15 protein-coding genes and 1 pseudogene are annotated in these 18746 nt (G+C 71.6%); 9 read left to right on the top strand and 7 right to left on the bottom strand.

The annotated features are described in order from the left end of the window. Positions 1 to 52: 52 nt before the first annotated feature. Positions 53 to 1123: an alkene reductase gene (locus ACLF5H_RS33695; RefSeq protein WP_421679814.1), complete on the bottom strand. Its 1071-nt coding sequence runs from the start codon at positions 1121 to 1123 to the stop codon at positions 53 to 55. 192 nt (positions 1124 to 1315) lie between these two features. Between ACLF5H_RS33695 and ACLF5H_RS33700 the strand changes: the two genes are divergently transcribed. Then, positions 1316 to 1837 carry a MarR family winged helix-turn-helix transcriptional regulator gene (locus ACLF5H_RS33700; protein ID WP_421679815.1) on the top strand — a complete coding sequence of 174 codons (522 nt, stop codon included), beginning with the start codon at positions 1316 to 1318 and terminating at the stop codon, positions 1835 to 1837. A 30-nt stretch (positions 1838 to 1867) separates the two neighbouring features. On the opposite strand, the gene ACLF5H_RS33705 is transcribed toward ACLF5H_RS33700, so the two are convergent. Then, positions 1868 to 2110, bottom strand: coding sequence for a hypothetical protein (locus tag ACLF5H_RS33705; RefSeq protein ID WP_093675958.1), 243 nt, complete (start codon positions 2108 to 2110; stop codon positions 1868 to 1870). 29 nt (positions 2111 to 2139) lie between these two features. Further along, a complete protein-coding gene (locus ACLF5H_RS33710; RefSeq protein WP_421679816.1) occupies positions 2140 to 3024 on the bottom strand; it encodes a hypothetical protein in 885 nt (294 codons plus the stop codon). Between the two features lie 126 nt (positions 3025 to 3150). Here ACLF5H_RS33710 and ACLF5H_RS33715 point away from each other — a divergent pair, with 126 nt between their 5' ends. Next, entirely contained in the window at positions 3151 to 5406 is a 2256-nt protein-coding gene (locus ACLF5H_RS33715) for an ATP-dependent RecD-like DNA helicase (RefSeq protein WP_421679817.1), read from the top strand. Positions 5407 to 5603: 197 nt separating this feature from the next. Beyond that, positions 5604 to 6893, top strand: a complete 1290-nt coding sequence (locus tag ACLF5H_RS33720; protein WP_037651658.1) for a citrate synthase — start codon at positions 5604 to 5606, stop codon at positions 6891 to 6893. Between the two features lie 511 nt (positions 6894 to 7404). Here ACLF5H_RS33720 and ACLF5H_RS33725 read toward each other — a convergent pair. The 3 genes from ACLF5H_RS33725 to ACLF5H_RS33735 all read right to left on the bottom strand — a co-directional run bounded on the left by ACLF5H_RS33725 (position 7405) and on the right by ACLF5H_RS33735 (position 11054). Continuing rightward, complete coding sequence (locus tag ACLF5H_RS33725; RefSeq protein ID WP_421679818.1) at positions 7405 to 9687, bottom strand: heavy metal translocating P-type ATPase; 2283 nt, start codon at positions 9685 to 9687, stop codon at positions 7405 to 7407. 86 nt (positions 9688 to 9773) lie between these two features. Next, positions 9774 to 10013 (bottom strand): heavy-metal-associated domain-containing protein, encoded by a 240-nt coding sequence (locus tag ACLF5H_RS33730; protein ID WP_093675950.1) that lies wholly within the window; start codon positions 10011 to 10013, stop codon positions 9774 to 9776. A gap of 87 nt (positions 10014 to 10100) precedes the next feature. Continuing rightward, positions 10101 to 11054: a PrsW family glutamic-type intramembrane protease gene (locus tag ACLF5H_RS33735; RefSeq protein ID WP_421679819.1), complete on the bottom strand. Its 954-nt coding sequence runs from the start codon at positions 11052 to 11054 to the stop codon at positions 10101 to 10103. Positions 11055 to 11228: 174 nt separating this feature from the next. Between ACLF5H_RS33735 and ACLF5H_RS33740 the strand changes: the two are divergent. Continuing rightward, positions 11229 to 11882, top strand: a pseudogene (locus ACLF5H_RS33740) (zinc-binding dehydrogenase); the annotation flags it as partial. Between the two features lie 36 nt (positions 11883 to 11918). Here ACLF5H_RS33740 and ACLF5H_RS33745 read toward each other — a convergent pair. Then, on the bottom strand, positions 11919 to 12119 hold the full coding sequence (locus ACLF5H_RS33745; protein ID WP_085564809.1) for a helix-turn-helix transcriptional regulator: 201 nt from the start codon (positions 12117 to 12119) through the stop codon (positions 11919 to 11921). A 369-nt stretch (positions 12120 to 12488) separates the two neighbouring features. Between ACLF5H_RS33745 and iolC the strand changes: the two genes are divergently transcribed. The 5 genes from iolC (at position 12489) to mmsA (ending at position 18690) form a co-directional block, all read left to right on the top strand. Then, positions 12489 to 13439: a 5-dehydro-2-deoxygluconokinase gene (gene iolC, locus ACLF5H_RS33750; RefSeq protein ID WP_421679820.1), complete on the top strand. Its 951-nt coding sequence runs from the start codon at positions 12489 to 12491 to the stop codon at positions 13437 to 13439. A 145-nt stretch (positions 13440 to 13584) separates the two neighbouring features. After that, entirely contained in the window at positions 13585 to 14481 is an 897-nt protein-coding gene (locus ACLF5H_RS33755) for a Cgl0159 family (beta/alpha)8-fold protein (protein WP_421679821.1), read from the top strand. After that, positions 14478 to 15302, top strand: coding sequence for a 5-deoxy-glucuronate isomerase (iolB, locus tag ACLF5H_RS33760; protein ID WP_421679822.1), 825 nt, complete (start codon positions 14478 to 14480; stop codon positions 15300 to 15302). The genes ACLF5H_RS33755 and iolB overlap by 4 nt, the downstream gene beginning before the upstream one ends. Then, complete coding sequence (iolD, locus tag ACLF5H_RS33765) at positions 15299 to 17170, top strand: 3D-(3,5/4)-trihydroxycyclohexane-1,2-dione acylhydrolase (decyclizing) (RefSeq protein WP_421679823.1); 1872 nt, start codon at positions 15299 to 15301, stop codon at positions 17168 to 17170. The genes iolB and iolD overlap by 4 nt, the downstream gene beginning before the upstream one ends. Positions 17171 to 17187: 17 nt before the next feature. Continuing rightward, entirely contained in the window at positions 17188 to 18690 is a 1503-nt protein-coding gene (gene mmsA, locus ACLF5H_RS33770) for a CoA-acylating methylmalonate-semialdehyde dehydrogenase (RefSeq protein WP_421679824.1), read from the top strand. Positions 18691 to 18746 lie beyond the last annotated feature (56 nt).

Below are 18746 nucleotides of genomic sequence, written 5' to 3' on the forward strand. Positions count from 1 at the left end.
GGGTGGGACTTACGGGGGTTGTACCCGGAACCGGGCCGCGCGGCCGTTTTGGTCAGTCGGCGAGGGCCGGGTAGTCGGTGTATCCGCGCTCGTCGCCGCCGTAGAACGTGGTGCGGTCGGGCTCGTTGAACGGGCCGCCGGAAGCCAGCCGGGCGGGCAGGTCCGGGTTGGCGAGGAACAGGCCGCCGAAGCTCAGGAGGTCGGCGGTGCCGTCCTCGATCAGCGCCAGCTCGCCGGGGCCGGTCGGGGTGCCCCCGGTCTGGGGGTTGAGGACGAGGATGCCGCCGAACAACTTCCGCAGCTCCAGGGTCAGTTCACGGTCCGGGCCCTCCAGCACATGCAGATAGGCGAGGCCGAGCGGCTCGATCGCGGAGACGAGCGCGCGGTAGGTGTCGCGGTGGCCGTCCTCGACGATGTCGTTGAACGGGACGGCCGGGGAGATCCGCAGGCCCACGCGGTGCGCGCCGATGGCGTCGGTCACGGCACGGGCGACCTCGACGGTGAAGCGGATCCGGCCCGCGACCGAGCCGCCCCAGCCGTCGGTGCGCAGATTGGCGTTGGTGGACAGGAACTGGTGCGGCAAGTAGCCGTTGGCGCCGTGCAGTTCGACGCCGTCGAAACCGGCCTCGACGGCGTTGCGGGCCGCGCGGGCGAAGTCCTCGACGGTTTCTTCGATCTCGGCCCCGGTCAGCTCGGCCGGGACGACGAAGTCCTTCATCCCCTCATGGGTGAACACCTGACCGGCCGCGGCGACGGGCGAGGGGCCCACGGGGACGAGCCCGTCGGGCAGCAGCGCGGGGTGCCCGATCCGGCCGGTGTGCATGAGCTGCGCGAAGATCACGCCGCCCGCGCGGTGCACGGCGTCGGTGACCCGCCGCCAGGCCGCGACCTGCTGCGCGGAGTGCAGGCCCGGGGTGTCCGGGTACCCCTGGCCGACCACCGACGGCTGCACGCCCTCGGTGATGATCAGCCCGGCTCCGGCGCGCTGCGCGTAGTACGTGGCCATCGCCTCGGTCGCGCTCGCGCCGGGCCCGTAGGCGCGGCTGCGGGTCATCGGCGCCATGGCGATGCGGTTGGCGAGGCGGGTGCCGCCCAGGTCGATCGGTTCGAAAGCGGTGGTCATGATCAAGCCCTTCATGTCGTGCCGTGGCGATTTACCTGTCCGAACAGTAAAACTGCTCGCAGGGATTCCGCAACCACGTGTGACGACGGCAATGAAGGGTCTCCGTGTCGCCCGCTTCCGTGCGACAGGCGGTCGACCTGGCGAGTTATCCTGTCCGAGCAGGTTCTACCGGTCGAAAAGGGAGCGCAGACGATGGAGGCATCCGCAGCCAGGGGCGCGGGCGAGGAAGGCACGACGCCCGAGGCGGACGTGGCGGTGGCGGTGCCCTCGGCGGCGACGGGCGGTCCGGTCAGCCATGCGATCTTCCGCGTGGCCCGCACGCACCGCATGATCGCCGGGCAGCTGCTGCGCCGGGTGGGTCTGCATCCCGGCCAGGAGCTGGTCATGATGCAGCTGTGGGAACTGGGACCGCAGCGGCAGGCCGACCTCGTCCGCCTGCTCGACTCCGACGCGGCGACCATGGCCCGCACGGTCCGCCGTCTGGAACAGGCCGGTTTCGTGCGCCGCTACCCCTGCGCCGACGACAAACGCGCCTACCTGATCGAGGCCACCACCGCGAGCCACGCGCTGCGCGAGCAGGTCGAATCTCTGTGGCGCCAACTGGAGGACGCCACCCTCGCCAACCTCACCCCGACCGAACAGGCCGACGTCCTCCACGTCCTGGAGGGCTTGGAATCCCGCCTCACTCAGGCCGCCGCACAACTGGGAGCGTGAGCCCGACCGCCCACGCCCCCGGCCGCCGGTTCACTCCTCGGCGAACAACTCCTCCATCTTCACCGCGTGCAGGGCTCCCTCGAACCAGGTCTCCAGCTGGTCGAGGTCGGTGCAGGCCTGGATGCGCGCGCGGGCGGTGTCGGGGAGGGGACCGCGGCTCCATTCGAGGAAGCGGAGCAGCATCCGCCGGCAAGCTTCACGGACCTCCTCCCTCCCCTCCTCACGCACCTGTAGGGCGAGAGGGTGACGCCAGAAGTACTGGATCTGTCCCACCTATGCCACCTCCCATTCCCGGTACTGGATCACTCGTCGGTGAACAACTCGTCGGCGTCGGCCGCGTGTACGGCTCGTTCGGCCCACGCCTCCAACTGGCTGAGGTCGGTGCAGCTTTCGATGCGTGCGCGGACGGTGGTGGGAACGGGGATGTGGCGCCATTCGAGGAGGCGAAGAAGCATCGCCCGGCTGGTTTCGATGCGGCCCTCCACGCGCCCCTCCTCACGCACCTGTTCCGCCAGCGGGTGGCGCCAGAAGTACTGGACGGTCTTCATCAAGTCCCTCCACATCTGCTTCGCTTGGGAGTCGGTCAAGCAGGAGTCGACAAACTGCGCGTAGGCCGACGCGGTATCCGGATCGACGGTCTTCAGAATGGCTGCCAGGGATTCCAGTATGGCCGGAGCCTGGGGCCCGCGTCCGTGTGTCATCGCCGAGAACACCGAGAGGGACGGGTCCTGCTCGCCCCAGTGCTCGTCGGTGATCATCGGCACGTTGTCCGGCCCCAGCACCAGCGGACGCACCGTCATCGAGTGCCAGCCCCGGAAGCCGAACCGGATCGGCCGTGAGGCCCACTTGGCGGTCGTACTGCTCTGCGTGACCACGATCAGCACCGGTTCGCAGCGGTACTTCTCGTACAAGTAGGCGAGGTAGTAGGGCCAACTGCCCCGCTTCCGGTCGTCCGCCTTCCCCTGCGACTCCACCACCAGCAGATACGTGCCCTCGTCCGTCTCCGCCCGCATCAACGTGTCCACCCGGCGCTCGACCGGTTCGATCTCGGTGAGGTCCACGTTCATGGCCACGATCTCCCGCGGCTCCGGAAACGGCACGTGCAGCACCCGCTGTAACGCCTTCGTCAACACCGCGGGATCCTTCTGGAAGATCCGGTGCAACGCCTCGTGCGACGAGCCGACCATCGACACTCCCTCCTGTCGTACGACGTGACCAACGAGCAAGGCCGCAAGAGGTTGCATATGCCAGGGGAAAATGACGAGGGACCGCCGCCCCCACCCACTGTCACCCCCCACCGCTACCGTCGACCCATGGCACAACAGGCGGGGACCGACACCGGTGAGCGGCGGATGGCTGTGCTCGAAGGTGTGCTGGAGCGGATCACGTACGCCAATGAGGAGAACGGATACACCGTCGCCCGGGTCGACACGGGCAGGGGCGGGGGTGATCTGCTCACCGTCGTCGGGGCGCTGCTCGGGGCCCAGGTCGGGGAGTCCCTGCGGATGGAGGGGCGCTGGGGGAGCCACCCCCAGCACGGGAAACAGTTCCAGGTCGAGAACTACTCGACGGTCCTCCCGGCCACCGTCCAGGGCATGCGGCGTTACCTCGGCTCCGGGCTCGTCAAGGGGATCGGGCCCGTCTTCGCCGACCGGATCACGCGGCACTTCGGCGTCGACACCCTCCGCGTCATCGAGGAGGAGCCCAAGCGGCTGATCGAGGTGCCGGGGCTCGGGCCCAAGCGGACCAAGAAGATCGCCGAGGCGTGGGAGGAGCAGAAGGCGATCAAGGAGCTCATGCTCTTCCTCCAGACCGTCGAGGTGTCCACCTCCATCGCCGTGCGGATCTACAAGAAGTACGGGGATCAGTCGATCGACGTCGTGAAGAAGAACCCCTATCGGCTCGCCGCCGACGTCTGGGGGATCGGGTTCCTCACCGCCGACAAGATCGCCCAGTCCGTCGGCATCCCCCACGACAGCCCCGAACGCGTCAAGGCCGGCCTCCAGTACGCCCTCTCCCAGTCCGCCGACCAGGGCAACTGCTATCTGCCCGAGGAACGCCTCATCGCGGACGCCGTCAAACTCCTCCAGGTCGACACCGGGCTCGTCATCGAGTGCCTCGGCGAACTCGCGCGGGAGGGCGACGAGGGCGAAGAGCCGGGTGTCGTACGGGAGAAGGTGCCCGGGCCGGACGGGGGCGAGCCCGTCACCGCCGTGTACCTCGTCCCCTTCCACCGCGCCGAGCTGTCCCTCTCCGCCCAGCTGCTGCGCCTCCTGCGCACCGACGAGGACCGGATGCCCGGCTTCCAGGACGTGGACTGGGGCAAGGCCCTCGGCTGGCTCCGCCGGCACACCGGCACCGAGCTCGCGCCCGAGCAGGAGGCCGCCGTCCGGCTCGCGCTCACCCGGAAGGTCGCCGTGCTCACCGGCGGCCCCGGCTGCGGCAAGTCCTTCACCGTCCGCTCCGTCGTGGAGCTGGCCCGCGCCCGCCGGGCCAAGGTGGTGCTGGCCGCCCCGACCGGCCGCGCCGCCAAACGGCTGGCCGAGCTGACCGGCGCCGAGGCCTCCACCGTGCACCGGCTGCTGGAGCTGAAGCCCGGCGGCGACGCGGCGTACGACCGGGAACGGCCCCTCGACGCCGACCTGGTGGTCGTGGACGAGGCGTCCATGCTGGACCTCCTCCTCGCCAACAAGCTGGTGAAGGCCGTACCGCCCGGAGCGCATCTGCTCTTCGTCGGGGACGTCGACCAGCTGCCCAGCGTCGGCGCCGGAGAGGTGCTGCGCGACCTCCTCGCGCCCGGCAGCCCGGTCCCCGCCGTCCGCCTCACCCGCGTCTTCCGGCAGGCCCAGCAGTCCGGCGTCGTCACCAACGCGCACCGGATCAACGCGGGGAAGCACCCCCTCACCGACGGACTCAAGGACTTCTTCCTCTTCGTGGAGGACGACACCGAGGAGGCCGGGCGGCTCACCGTGGACGTGGCGGCGCGGCGCCTGCCCGCCAGGTTCGGGCTCGATCCGCGGCGCGATGTGCAGGTGCTCGCGCCCATGCACCGGGGCCCGGCCGGCGCCGGGGCGCTCAACGGGCTGCTCCAGCAGGCCATCACGCCCGCCCGGCCCGATGTACCGGAGAAGCGGTTCGGCGGCCGGGTCTTCCGGGTCGGCGACAAGGTGACCCAGATTCGCAACAATTACGAGAAGGGGAAGAACGGGGTCTTCAACGGCACCGTGGGCGTCGTCACCGCGCTCGATCCCGTCGACCAGCGGCTCACCGTGCTGACGGACGAGGACGAGGAGGTTCCGTATGAATACGACGAACTGGACGAACTCGCACACGCGTACGCGGTGACCATCCATCGTTCACAGGGAAGTGAATATCCCGCCGTGGTGATTCCCGTCACCACGGGAGCATGGATGATGCTGCAACGGAACCTGCTCTACACGGCCGTCACCCGGGCCAAGAAGCTGGTTGTGCTGGTGGGTTCGCGCCGGGCGATCGGCCAGGCCGTACGCACGGTGTCAGCCGGACGGCGGTGTACAGCCCTGGACTTCAGACTCGCCGGGAAAAAATGATCGATCAAATGAGTCGTGAAGGTCACAGAGCACTTCCAGATGCCTCTCCGAGGGGGCAGGATGAGCAGGTTGGCGGCACTGAGTGCCGTCAATAGGCCCAATGGTCGACCCCGAGTGCACTCTCCTGAGCCAAATGGGGGATGGTAGAGACAGTCAGGGCACCTCGAAGATGAGGCACTACGTCGGTGAGGGAAGACGTGAGCGACAACTCTGTAGTACTGCGGTACGGCGACGGCGAGTACACCTACCCGGTGGTCGACAGCACCGTCGGCGACAAGGGCTTCGACATCGGGAAGCTGCGCGCCCAGACCGGGCTGGTGACCCTCGACAGCGGGTACGGCAACACGGCCGCCTATAAATCCGCGGTCACCTACCTCGACGGCGAGGCGGGCATCCTCCGCTACCGCGGCTACCCCATCGAGCAGCTGGCCGAGCGCTCCACCTTCCTGGAGGTGGCCTACCTGCTGATCAACGGTGAGCTGCCCACCGTCGACGAGCTGACGACGTTCAAGGGCGAGATCACGCGGCACACGCTGCTGCACGAGGACGTCAAGAACTTCTACAAGGGCTTCCCGCGCGACGCCCACCCGATGGCCATGCTGTCCTCGGTCGTCTCGGCGCTGTCCACCTTCTACCAGGACAGCCACAACCCGTTCGACGAGAAGCAGCGCAACCTCTCCACGATCCGGCTGCTCGCCAAGCTTCCGACGATCGCGGCGTACGCGTACAAGAAGTCGATCGGCCACCCGTTCGTCTACCCGCGCAACGACCTCGGCTACGTCGAGAACTTCCTGCGCATGACCTTCTCGGTCCCCGCCGACGAGTACGAGCTGGACCCGGTCGTCGTCTCCGCGCTGGACAAGCTGCTGATCCTGCACGCCGACCACGAGCAGAACTGTTCGACCTCCACGGTCCGCCTCGTCGGCTCCTCGCAGGCCAACATGTTCGCGTCGATCTCGGCCGGCATCAACGCGCTGTGGGGCCCGCTGCACGGCGGCGCCAACCAGTCCGTCCTGGAGATGCTGGAAGGCATCCGCGACTCGGGCTCCGACGTCGACACCTTCATCCGCAAGGTGAAGAACAAGGAGGACGGCGTCCGCCTGATGGGCTTCGGCCACCGGGTCTACAAGAACTTCGACCCGCGCGCCAAGATCATCAAGGCCGCCGCGCACGACGTCCTCTCGGCCCTCGGCAAGTCCGACGAGCTGCTGGACATCGCGCTCAAGCTGGAGGAGCACGCGCTCTCCGACGACTACTTCGTCTCGCGCAGCCTCTACCCGAACGTGGACTTCTACACCGGTCTGATCTACCGGGCCATGGGCTTCCCGGCCGAGATGTTCACCGTGCTGTTCTCCCTCGGCCGCCTCCCGGGCTGGATCGCCCAGTGGACCGAGATGATCAAGGAGCCCGGTTCCCGCATCGGCCGCCCGCGCCAGATCTACACGGGCGTGGTCGAGCGCGACTTCGTGCCGGTCGAGGCCCGCTGAGCCTGACGGCACCGCCTGGGACACAGGCAAAGAAGAAGGCGCCCTGAGACGCCGGTCCCCCCACGGGCCGACGACCAGGGCGCCTTCCCATGTCCCGGTGCGGATTCCCCCCACGGGATCCGGGCCGGGCGCTCAGAGAGGACAGCGCCTGAATCGCTGTCGATTGCGGTCTGCCGGGACAGGCACGCCGGGAGGGCCGCTCAAAGACTTCCCGGTGTACGTGCCCCGGCAACGCATCTCCGGAGACGTCCCCCAAGACATCCCCAGACGCCGGAACAGCGCCCCCCAAGACGCCGATCCGACATCGCCAACTTAGACCTTCGAACCCCTTCGATGGTTACGTTCACATCACTGTGATCTGCGTCTCTTGCATATGTCCCTTTGATGCGCAAGAGCCCCGATCTGTCGATCGGGGCCTGCGCGTAAGGAAGATGCGCGAGCCTTGTGAAGAGCTTATGTGAGGCTCGCGCCCGTCTCTAGAGGGACTCCGGTTTCGACTTCGAGCGGAATCTCACCGGAACCGGCGCAGCCGCAGGCTGTTGGTCACCACGAAGACCGAGGAGAACGCCATCGCGGCGCCCGCGATCATCGGGTTCAGCAGGCCCGCGGCGGCCAGCGGCAGCGCGGCCACGTTGTAGCCGAACGCCCAGACGAGGTTGCCCTTGATGGTGGTCAGCGTCCGCCGGGACAGCCGGATCGCGTCGGCGGCCGTCCGCAGGTCACCGCGGACCAGCGTCAGATCGCCCGCCTCGATCGCCGCGTCCGTGCCGGTGCCCATCGCGAGGCCCAGATCGGCGGTGGCGAGGGCGGCCGCGTCGTTGACCCCGTCGCCGACCATGGCCACCGCCCGGCCCTCGGCCTGGAGGCGCCGTACGACGTCCACCTTGTCCTCGGGCAGCACCTCGGCGTACACCTGGGCCGCGTCGATGCCGACGGCCCTGGCGACCGACTCGGCGACCGTCCGGTTGTCCCCGGTGAGCAGCACCGGCGTCAGCCCGAGGGCGCGCAGCTCGCGGATCGCCTCGGCGCTGCTGTCCTTGATCGCGTCGGCGACCGCGAGGACCCCGCGGGCCCGGCCGTCCCAGCCCGCCAGGACGGCCGTACGGCCCTCCCGCTCGGCCTCGGCGGCCGCGCGGGCCAGGTCCTCGGGAACGTCGTCGTACAGGCGCCCCACGGCCACCTCATGGCCCTCCACGCGCCCGCGCACGCCCCGCCCGGGGACGTTCTCGAAGTGCTCGACCGCGGGGAGTGCGCCGGCGCGCTCCTCGGCCCCGGCCGCGATGGCGCGGGCGACCGGGTGCTCGGAGGCGTGCTCCAGGGCGCCCGCGAGGCGGAGCAGCTCCTTCTCGTCCGTGCCGTCGGCGGCGTACACCGTCTGGAGGGTCATCCGGCCGGTGGTGACGGTGCCGGTCTTGTCCAGGACGACGGTGTCGACGCGGCGGGTGGACTCCAGGACCTCGGGGCCCTTGATCAGGATGCCGAGCTGGGCGCCACGCCCGGTACCGACCATCAGCGCGGTCGGCGTGGCGAGGCCCAGCGCACAGGGGCAGGCGATGATCAGCACGGCGACGGCGGCGGTGAACGCGGAGACCGCGTCCCCGGTGACGCCGAGCCAGACACCGAAGGTGGCGAGCGCGATCAGGATGACCACGGGCACGAACACCGCGGCGACCCGGTCGGCCAGCCGCTGCACCTCGGCCTTGCCGTTCTGCGCGTCCTCCACCAGCCTGGCCATCCGCGCGAGCTGGGTGTCGGCGCCGACCCGGGTGGCCTCGACGACGAGCCGTCCGCCCGCGTTGACCGTGGCGCCGGTGACCTGGTCGCCTGGGCCGACGTCCACCGGCACCGACTCGCCGGTCAGCATGGCGGCGTCGACCGCGGAGACGCCCTCGACCACGGTGCCGTCGGTGGCGACCTTCTCGCCGGGCCGTACGACGAACCGGTCGCCGACCGCCAGCGCCGAGACCGGCACCCGCACCTCACGCCCCTCCCGCAGCACCGCCACGTCCTTGGCGCCCAGCTCCAGCAGCGCCTTCAGGGCCGCGCCCGCGCGCCGCTTGGAGCGGGCCTCCAGATAGCGGCCGAGCAGGATCAGCGCGATGACGCCGGAGGCGACCTCCAGATAGATGGTGGAGGCGCCGTCCATCCGGGAGACGGTGAGGCGGAACTCGTCGTGCATGCCGGTCATCCCGGCGCGGCCGAGGAACAGCGCCCACAGCGACCAGCCGAACGCGGCCAGCGTGCCGACCGAGACCAGGGTGTCCATGGTGGCCGCGCCGTGCCGGGCGTTGGTCCAGGCGGCGCGGTGGAAGGGCGCCCCGCCCCAGACGACGACGGGCGCGGCGAGGGTGAGGGAGAGCCACTGCCAGTTGTCGAACTGGAGGGCCGGGATCATCGCGAGCAGCACGACGGGCAGCGCGAGCAGCGCGGAGACGAGCAGCCGGTGGCGCAGCGCGCCGAGTTCGGGGTCGCGCCCGGCGGAATCCGGGGCCGCGGCCTCGGGTTCGGGCCGCGGCGGGGCGGGTTCCTCGGCGGTGTACCCGGTCTTGACGACGGTGGCGATCAGGTCGGCGACCTCGACGTCCGTGCCGTAGCTGACCTTCGCCTTCTCGGTGGCGAAGTTGACGGTGGCGCTGACGCCGTCCATCCGGTTGAGCTTCTTCTCGACGCGGGCCGCGCAGGAGGCGCAGGTCATCCCGCCGATGAGCAGCTCGACCTCGGACGTCGTACCCGAGGACGCCGCGGTTATGGCGGTGTCCGCTTGTTCTGCTTGCTCTGCGATGGTGCTGGTCATGTCCGGACTCCAGACATCGGACCGGACCGCACGGAGCCAGTATCAGCTGGTCGGCACGGCCGGTCGGGACTGTGGAAGGGCGGTGCTCAGGCCTTGCCGGCCAGCTCGAAGCCGGCCTCGTCCACGGCGGCGCGGACGGCCTCGTCGTCCAGTGGGGCCGCGGAGACGACGGTCACCTCACCGCTCGACGCGACGGCCTTCACCGAGGTGACGCCGGGGAGCTGGGAGATCTCGCCGGAGACGGATCCCTCGCAGTGCCCGCAGCTCATGCCGGTCACCTGGTAGACGGTGGTGACGGAGGCCGGGGTGTCGGTCTGGGCGCTCATGTCGTTCTCCTCGTCGTGGCACGTGGGGCCGGTGGTGTTCGCCGGTGCTGTTCCCGATGGTTTCCCCACCCTCGCCAGAGTATACCCCTAGGGGGTATTTTTCCAAGGAGGATACGGAGGATTGCGTCGGGCGAGTGACAGCGCCCAGAAGAGTCCGGCCAGCGCGACGAGGGCCGGGCCGAGGGCGCAGACCAGGGTCAGCAGATGCTGCTGGGCGGCGCTCGGCTGCGGCGGGTACCCCGGCGCGAACAGTCCGCTGTCCACGCCCCGGCCGGTGAGCCGTACGACCAGCCAGGGCGAAAGGCCGCGCGCCGTGTCCGCCAGCGCGTGCAGCAGGGCGGCACCCATCCCGGCGGCGACCACCGGCGGGGCGTACCGGAAGCGGCCGTCGGGGCGGCGCAGCGCCAGCAGCACACCGCCCGCGACCGCGGTCCAGGCGCCCTGCCCGAGGGGCGCGAGCAGCCCGCGCACCAGCTCCGTCTCCAGCTGCCCCCAGGGGTCCGGCGCCCACAGGGCCGCGTCGAGGGCGTGCCCGATGCTCTCCAGGGCCGCGAAGCCGGCGCCCACGGCGGCGCCCAGCACAAGACCGGCCCGCATCCCGTGGACGGCCGGCTGTCGGCGCAGCGCGAACGCCAGCGCCGCCAGCTTGGCCGCCTCCTCGGCCAGGGCGACGGTCAGATACCGGCCCGGGGAGGGGTGGGGCGTGGCCGCGGCCGCGAGGCAGGCGCCGAGCACGCCGAGCGCGCCGCCCGCCAGGAAGCAGCCGAGCACCGCGCTGACGCCGAGGTCCCGGCCATGCCGCTCGTACGCCCACAGCACGAAGGCCACCGGCGCCAGGAACGCGCCCAGCAGGACGGGCACCGCGAGCGCCGCCGTGCTCCGGGTCGCGAGGGCCAGTCCCGCGGCCGGCCCCCACACCGCGAGCCCGCCGACCAGGCAGCGCCGCCACAGGCCCGCGCCGATGCGCGGGTACGGGGGCGGGGGTTGCTGCGGATGGGGGATACGGGCCTTGGGGGTGCCGGGCGGCGGGGGGTGGCTCACGTGGGTCGTCCCGTCGGGCGGGGGCAGGGGCGGGTCACCGGGTGGTGCGGGAAGGGGGTGCGAGGGGGTGGTGGGTGATTCCTCCGCACCTTAGGCAGATGTGCCGGTTCGTCGCCGTTCTCCTGCGCCGTACGCGTGAAGTCCCACGGGCGGCGGCGCAGCGACTGGCACGGCCTGGTGACGATCCCGGACGGCATGGCGTACGGCACCGCCGCGGGCCTCGGCTGCCGCTTCGCCACCGCCTTCCGTGCCGTGGTGCGGCAGGGGCGGGCGGCGGCCGGACAGTGGGTCGCGGTGCACGGCTGCGGCGGGGTCGGCCTGTCCGCGGTGATGATCGCGGCGGCGGCCGGGGCACGGGTGGTCGCCGTCGACATCGCGCCCGGGGCGCTGGAGCTGGCCCGGAGGTTCGGCGCGGCGCACTGCCTGGACGCGAGCACGGTGCCCGATGCGGCCGCCGCGGTACGGGAGTTGACCGGCGGCGGCGCCCATCTCTCCCTGGACGCCCTCGGCTCGCCCGCCACCTGTGCCGCCTCCGTCAACTCGCTGCGCCGTCGTGGCCGGCACGTCCAGGTCGGACTGCTGCCCTCGGCCGAGGGCACCACCCCGGTGCCGATGGCCCGCGCGATCGCGCTGGAACTGGAACTCCTGGGCAGCCACGGCATGGCCGCCCACACCTGCCCCGGCATGCTGGAACTGATCCGCTCCGGCGTCCTGCGCCCGGACCTCCTGGTGACCTCCGCCGTCCCGCTCGACGCGGCCCCGGCGGCCCTCGCCCGGATGGGGGAGGCGCCGGGGGCCGGGGCGACCGTCATCGAGCCGTGGTCGTGACCGCGCTGTAGGCGGCGGGACGCGCGGCGGGGGACCTCAGTCGGGGCGGCGGCCGCGGCTGCTCGGCCGGGCGGCGACCCAGGCGCGGACGGTGTCGGCGTACCAGTAGGGCTTGCCGCCCTCCACATGGTCCGGCGGCGGCAGCAGCCCGTGCTTGCGGTACGACCGCACGGTGTCCGGCTGCACCTTGATGTGCGCCGCGATCTCCTTGTAGGACCAGAGCCGGCGGTCGGTCATGGGCTGCACCTCCCCGCGCGCACCGCGGCGGCGGCCGGGGACGGCCGTCGGGGGAACCGGGCGCTGCGCTGGCGATCATCAAGCCTGCGCCCGGACAACGACGCACCGTCACCAACGGTCAGCCCCTGTCGACCGGGTGTGACGCGGTGCCCGCGTACGCGCTACATGTGTGACAGAAGAGGGGTATTTGTGACACAGCTGACGCAAAGTGGGGCGCGGGTACGCGCATGGCCGGCCCCGGCGCCGGGAACGCGTGCGAGATCCCCATCGTCCGAATGTCCGGACAAAGCATTGACAGTGTTCCGTGGGCAGGACTAGAAAGCCGGGGAGCCGCGACAAAGCCGGGGGAGCCGTGACGAAGGGGAGCCGATGGCGTACGACCTGATCACCATGGGCCGGATCGGGGTGGACCTGTATCCGCTCCAGGCCGGGGTCCCGCTCGCGCAGGTGACGTCCTTCGGCAAGTTCCTCGGCGGCTCGGCGACCAACGTCGCGGTGGCGGCGGCGCGGCTGGGCCGGACCACCGCCGTGATCACCCGTACCGGCGACGACCCCTTCGGCGCCTATCTGCACGACGCGTTGCGCGCCTTCGGGGTCGACGACCGCTGGGTCACCTCCGTGCCCGGACTGCCCACCCCCGTCACCTTCTGCGAGATCTTCCCGCCGGACGACTTCCCGCTGTACTTCTACCGGCAGCCCAAGGCCCCCGACCTGGAGATCGAGGCGGGCGAGCTGAACCTCGGCGCCATCGCCGCCGCCCGCGTCTTCTGGGTGACCGGCACCGGACTCAGCGAGGAACCCTCCCGTACGGCCACCCTCGCCGCCCTCGCCCACCGGGAGGCGACCGGCATCACCGTCTTCGACCTCGACTGGCGCCCGATGTTCTGGCGCGACCCCGAGGCGGCCCGCCCCTTCTACGCCGAGGCGCTGCGGCACACCACCGTCGCCGTCGGCAATCTGGACGAGGTGGAGATCGCCACCGGCACGCGCGAACCGCACGCCGCCGCACGGGCGTTGCTGGCCGCGGGGGTCCGGCTCGCGGTGGTGAAACAGGGGCCCAAGGGGGTTCTCGCCGTCAGCGCGGACGGCGCGGTGGTGGAGGTGCCCCCGCTCCCCGTCACCGTCCTCAACGGCCTCGGCGCCGGGGACGCGTTCGGCGGCTCGCTGTGCCACGGGCTGCTCTCCGGCTGGGACCTGGAGACCACCCTGCGGAGCGCCAATGCGGCCGGCGCCATCGTCGCCTCCCGCCTGGAGTGCTCCTCCGCGATGCCCACGGCGGACGAGGTGGCCGCCGCACTCGCCGCCGGAGCCGTGCGATGAGCACGGGCAGCCCCCCGGACCGGAGCGGCCCCCCGGACCGGAGCGGCTCCCCGGCCCGGAGCGGCCCCCCGGACCGGACCGGGCGCGCGGACCGGAGCGGCGCCGTGGACATCGCGGACCTGGTCCGCGTGACCGGAGCGGCGCCGTGGACATCGCGGACCTGGTCCGCGTCCGGGCCCGGAACCCCGAGGCGATCGCCGAGGCCGCCGCCCGGCGCAGGCGGCGGCCCCTGCTGAACGACACCGGCCGGCTGCTGATCGTCGCCGCCGACCACCCCGCCCGCGGCGCCCTCGCCGTCGGCGACCGCGCACTCGCCATGGCCGACCGCGCCGACCTGCTCGGACGCCTGCGCCTCGCGCTGTCCAGGCCCGGCGTCGACGGCGTCCTCGCCACCGCCGACATCCTGGACGACCTGCTGCTGCTCGGCGCCCTGGAGAACAAGGTGGTCATGGGCTCGATGAACCGCGGCGGGCTGCGCGGCGCGCACTTCGAACTGGACGACCGGTTCACCGGATACCGCCCCGAGGACATCGACCGCCTCGGCTTCGACGCGGGCAAGCTGCTGCTGCGCCTCGACTACACCGACCCCGGCTCCCTGACCACCCTGGAGTCCGCCGCCCGCGCCGTCGACGCGATGGCCGCACGCCGGCTCCCGGTCTTCGTGGAGCCCTTCATCAGCCGCCGCACCCCCGCGGGCGCACTCGTCAACGACCTCTCCGCCGAGGCCGTGACCCGCGCCATCGCCATCGCCTCGGGCCTCGGCGGCAGTTCGGCCTACACCTGGCTGAAGGTGCCGGTGACCGAGGACCCGCGGGACATGCCCCGCGTCCTGGCCGCCTCCACCCTCCCCGCCGTACTGCTCGGCGGCGACATAGGCGACGCACCCGCCGACCGGAACGCCGCCCACGAGAAGTGGCGCGGCGCGCTCCACTTGCCCACCGTGCGCGGTCTGGTGGCCGGCCGTTCGCTGCTCTACCCGGCGGACGGCGATGTGGCCGCCGCCGTGGACACCGCCACCGCACTGCTGCGAGAGGCCGCATGACCAGCGACGATCTGTATCTGCCCCGAGGCACCGCGGCGAGCGCCGAGTACGCCCTCGACATCCGCCCCGAGCGCGCCGGTTGGACGTACAGCGCCCTGCGTATCGTCGAGTTGTCCCCGGGTGGTAGCCATACGTTCATCACCGGGAACAGTGAGTGGATCGTGCTTCCGCTGGAAGGCGGATGTACCGTTCGAATCGAGGAAAGCGAGTTCCAACTCCTGGGTCGGGACAGCGTGTTCGCGGGGCCCTCGGACTTCGCGTACGCGCCCCGTGACGCCCGGGTCCAGATCGCCTCCGGCGCGGGAGGCCGCTTCGCCCTGGCAGGAGCGAAGTGCGAGCGACGACTCCCCGCCCGCTACGGCCCCGCGCCGGAGGTCCCCGTCGAACGGCGCGGCAGCGGCACCTGCGCCCGCCTGGTGCGCAACTTCGCCGCCGCCGACGCGTTCGACTGCGACCGGCTGATCGCCGTCGAGGTCCTCACCCCCGGCGGCAACTGGTCCTCGTACCCGCCGCACAAGCACGACGAGCACCGGCCGGGCGAGGAATGCGAGCTGGAGGAGATCTACTACTTCGAGATCGAGGGCCCCGGCGGCCTCGGCTACCAGCGGGTGTTCCCCTCCCGCCCGGGCGGCGCCGACGTCCTCGCCGAGGTCCGCTCCGGCGACGCCGTCCTCGTCCCCGACGGCTGGCACGGCCCCTCGATCGCCCAGCCGGGACACGCCATGTACTACCTGAACGTGATGGCCGGGCCCGGCGAGAGCAGGGAGTGGCGGATCCGCTTCCACCCCGACCACACCGAGACCACCGGGGGCTACCGATGACGACCCGGCTCACCGTCGCCCAGGCGCTCGTCCGCTTCCTCACCGCCCAGCACACCGAACGCGACGGCGAGCGCCACCGGCTGATCGGCGCCACCTGGGGCATCTTCGGCCACGGAAACGTCGCGGGCATCGGGCAGGCGCTGGTCGAGTACGCGGGCGTGATGCCGTACCACCAGGGCCGCAACGAGCAGTCCATGGTGCACGCGGCCGTCGGCTACGCCCGCCAGTGCGGCCGCCTCGCCACCCACGCGGTGACGACCTCGATCGGGCCCGGCGCCACCAACCTCGTCACCGGCGCCGCCCTCGCCACCGTCAACCACCTCCCCGTTCTGCTGCTCCCCGGCGACGTCTTCGCCACCCGCCCCGCCGACCCGGTCCTCCAGCAGCTGGAGGTGCCGTACGCGGGCGACGTCTCGGTCAACGACACGCTGCGCCCGGTCTCCCGCTACTTCGACCGGATCACCCGCCCCGAGCAGCTGATCCCGAGCGCGCTCGCGGCCGTGCGGGTGCTCACCGACCCCGTGGAGACCGGTGCGGTCACCCTCGCCCTGCCGCAGGACGTGCAGGCGGAGGCGTACGACTGGCCCGAGGAGTTCTTCGCCGAGCGGGTGTGGACCGTACGCCGCCCGGGCCCGGACCCCGCCGAACTGGCCCGCGCGGCAGCCGCCGTCCGGGCCGCCCGCCGCCCCCTCCTCGTCGCGGGCGGCGGGGTCCGCCACAGCCGCGCCGAGGCGGCCCTCGCCGCGTTCGCCGAGGCGACCGGCATCCCCGTGGCGTCCACCCAGGCGGGCAAGGGCGCGCTGCGGTACGACCATCCGCAGGACGTCGGCGGGATCGGCCACACCGGCACCGCGACCGCCGACGAACTGGCGCGCGCCGCCGACCTGGTGATCGGCGTCGGCACCCGCTTCACCGACTTCACCACCGCCTCCGGCACCCTCTTCCAGCACCCCGGCGTCCGCTTCCTGCACCTCAACATCGCGCCCCACGACGCCCACAAACTGGCCGCGCTGCCCCTGGTCGCGGACGCCCGCACCGGCCTGGAGGAGCTGACCGGGGCGCTGGCGCCGTACAGGACGGACGGCGCCTACAGGGACGCGTACACGGCCGCCAAGGAGCACTGGGAGCGGCGCGTCGACGCCTGCTTCGCGAGCCCCGACCCCGACGCGCGGCCGACCCAGCCGCAGGTCCTCGGCGCGCTGGACGCCCTGGTGGACGAGTCGGACATCGTGATCAACGCGGCCGGTTCGCTCCCCGGCGATCTGCACAAGCTGTGGCGGGCGCGCTCCCGCGACCAGTACCACCTGGAGTACGGCTACTCCTGCATGGGCTACGAGATCCCGGCCGCGCTCGGCGTGAAGCTGGCGGCGCCCGAGCGCGAGGTCTGGGCGCTGGTCGGGGACGGCACGTATCTGATGCTGCCGACCGAGATCGTGACCGCCGTACAGGAGGGCATCGCGATCAAGGTGCTGCTGGTGCAGAACCACGGGTACGCGTCCATCGGGGGGCTGTCGGAGGCGGTGGGCGGCGAGCGGTTCGGCACCGCGTACCGGTTTCGGACGGAGGAGGGCACCTACACGGGCGCCCCGCTGCCCGTCGATCTCGCGACCAACGCGGCCAGCCTGGGGATGCGGGTACTGCGGGCGGGGAGCGTGCGGGAACTGCGCGCGGCGCTCGCCGAGGCGCGGACCGCCGACACTCCCACATGTGTCTACGTCGAGACCGAAACGTCCGACACTGTGTCGGGCGCGCCCGAGGCACAGGCCTGGTGGGATGTTCCCGTGGCCGCGAGCGCGACCCGAACACCCGCGGTCACGGCACGTGAGCAGTACGAACGGCACGTCTCGACCCGACGCCGCCATCTGTGAGTAAGGAGTCTCTGGGCATGACGAAGATCGTCAACCACTGGATCGGCGGGAAGACCGCCGAAGGCGCGTCGGGCACGTACGGGCCGGTCACCGACCCCGCGACCGGCGCGGTCACCACCAAGGTCGCCTTCGCCTCCGTCGAGGAGGTGGACGCCGCGGTCGCCGCCGCCAAGGACGCCTTCGCGACCTGGGGCCAGTCCTCGCTCGCGCAGCGCACCACGATCCTCTTCAGGTTCCGGGCGCTGCTGGACGCGCACCGCGACGAGATCGCGGAGCTGATCACCGCCGAGCACGGCAAGGTGCACTCCGACGCGCTCGGCGAGGTCGCCCGCGGCCTGGAGATCGTGGACCTGGCCTGCGGCATCAACGTGCAGCTCAAGGGCGAGCTGTCCACCCAGGTCGCCAGCCGCGTGGACGTGGCCTCGATCCGCCAGCCGCTCGGCGTGGTCGCGGGCATCACGCCGTTCAACTTCCCGGCGATGGTCCCGATGTGGATGTTCCCGATCGCCATCGCGACCGGCAACACCTTCGTGCTCAAGCCGAGCGAGAAGGACCCCTCCGCCTCCCTGCGCATCGCCGAGCTGCTGGCCGAGGCCGGGCTCCCGGACGGTGTGTTCAACGTGGTGCACGGCGACAAGGTGGCCGTGGACCGGCTCCTGGAGCACCCGGACGTCAAGGCCGTCTCCTTCGTCGGCTCCACCCCGATCGCCCGCTACATCCACACCACCGCCTCCGCCAACGGCAAGCGGGTGCAGGCCCTGGGCGGCGCCAAGAACCACATGCTGGTGCTGCCGGACGCCGACCTGGACGCGGCGGCCGACGCGGCCGTCTCCGCTGCCTACGGCTCGGCCGGCGAGCGCTGCATGGCGATCTCGGCGGTCGTCGCGGTCGGCGCCATCGGCGACGAGCTGGTGGCGAAGATCCGCGAGCGCGCCGAGAAGATCAAGATCGGTCCGGGCAACGACCCCGCCTCGGAGATGGGCCCGCTGATCACCGCCGCCCACCGCGACAAGGTGGCCTCCTACGTCACCGGCGCGGCCGCCGAGGGCGCCGAGGTGGTCCTGGACGGCACCGGCCACACGGTCGAGGGGTACGAGGACGGCCACTGGATCGGCATCTCGCTGCTGGACAAGGTGCCGACGACCGCCAAGGCGTACCAGGACGAGATCTTCGGCCCGGTGCTGTGCGTGCTGCGCGTGGACACGTACGACGAGGGCGTGGCCCTCATGAACGCCTCGCCGTTCGGCAACGGCACCGCGATCTTCACCCGGGACGGCGGCGCCGCCCGCCGCTTCCAGCTGGAGATCGAGGCCGGGATGGTCGGCGTGAACGTGCCGATCCCGGTGCCGGTGGGCTACCACTCCTTCGGTGGCTGGAAGGACTCGCTCTTCGGCGACCACCACATCTACGGCAACGACGGCACGCACTTCTACACCCGCGGCAAGGTCGTCACCACCCGCTGGCCCGACCCGGCCGACGCCCCCGCCGGTGTCGACCTCGGGTTCCCACGCAACCACTGAGCGTGACGTAGTACCCCCGCTCTTCTCTCGTCAGGCCGTCCGGATACCGGACGGCC

This window comes from Streptomyces sp. LaBMicrA B280 (assembly GCF_049222185.1).
GTDB classification, from domain to species: domain Bacteria; phylum Actinomycetota; class Actinomycetes; order Streptomycetales; family Streptomycetaceae; genus Streptomyces; species Streptomyces murinus.

Coding starts and splice junctions, on each gene's coding strand:
- iolB (WP_421679822.1), top strand. CDS start 14,478: ATGACCAGCGACGATCTGTATCTGCCCCGAGGCACCGCGGCGAGCGCC.
- ACLF5H_RS33725 (WP_421679818.1), bottom strand. CDS start 9,687: ATGACCAGCACCATCGCAGAGCAAGCAGAACAAGCGGACACCGCCATA.
- ACLF5H_RS33700 (WP_421679815.1), top strand. CDS start 1,316: ATGGAGGCATCCGCAGCCAGGGGCGCGGGCGAGGAAGGCACGACGCCC.
- iolC (WP_421679820.1), top strand. CDS start 12,489: ATGGCGTACGACCTGATCACCATGGGCCGGATCGGGGTGGACCTGTAT.
- ACLF5H_RS33715 (WP_421679817.1), top strand. CDS start 3,151: ATGGCACAACAGGCGGGGACCGACACCGGTGAGCGGCGGATGGCTGTG.
- ACLF5H_RS33695 (WP_421679814.1), bottom strand. CDS start 1,123: ATGACCACCGCTTTCGAACCGATCGACCTGGGCGGCACCCGCCTCGCC.
- ACLF5H_RS33730 (WP_093675950.1), bottom strand. CDS start 10,013: ATGAGCGCCCAGACCGACACCCCGGCCTCCGTCACCACCGTCTACCAG.
- iolD (WP_421679823.1), top strand. CDS start 15,299: ATGACGACCCGGCTCACCGTCGCCCAGGCGCTCGTCCGCTTCCTCACC.
- ACLF5H_RS33745 (WP_085564809.1), bottom strand. CDS start 12,119: ATGACCGACCGCCGGCTCTGGTCCTACAAGGAGATCGCGGCGCACATC.
- mmsA (WP_421679824.1), top strand. CDS start 17,188: ATGACGAAGATCGTCAACCACTGGATCGGCGGGAAGACCGCCGAAGGC.
- ACLF5H_RS33710 (WP_421679816.1), bottom strand. CDS start 3,024: ATGGTCGGCTCGTCGCACGAGGCGTTGCACCGGATCTTCCAGAAGGAT.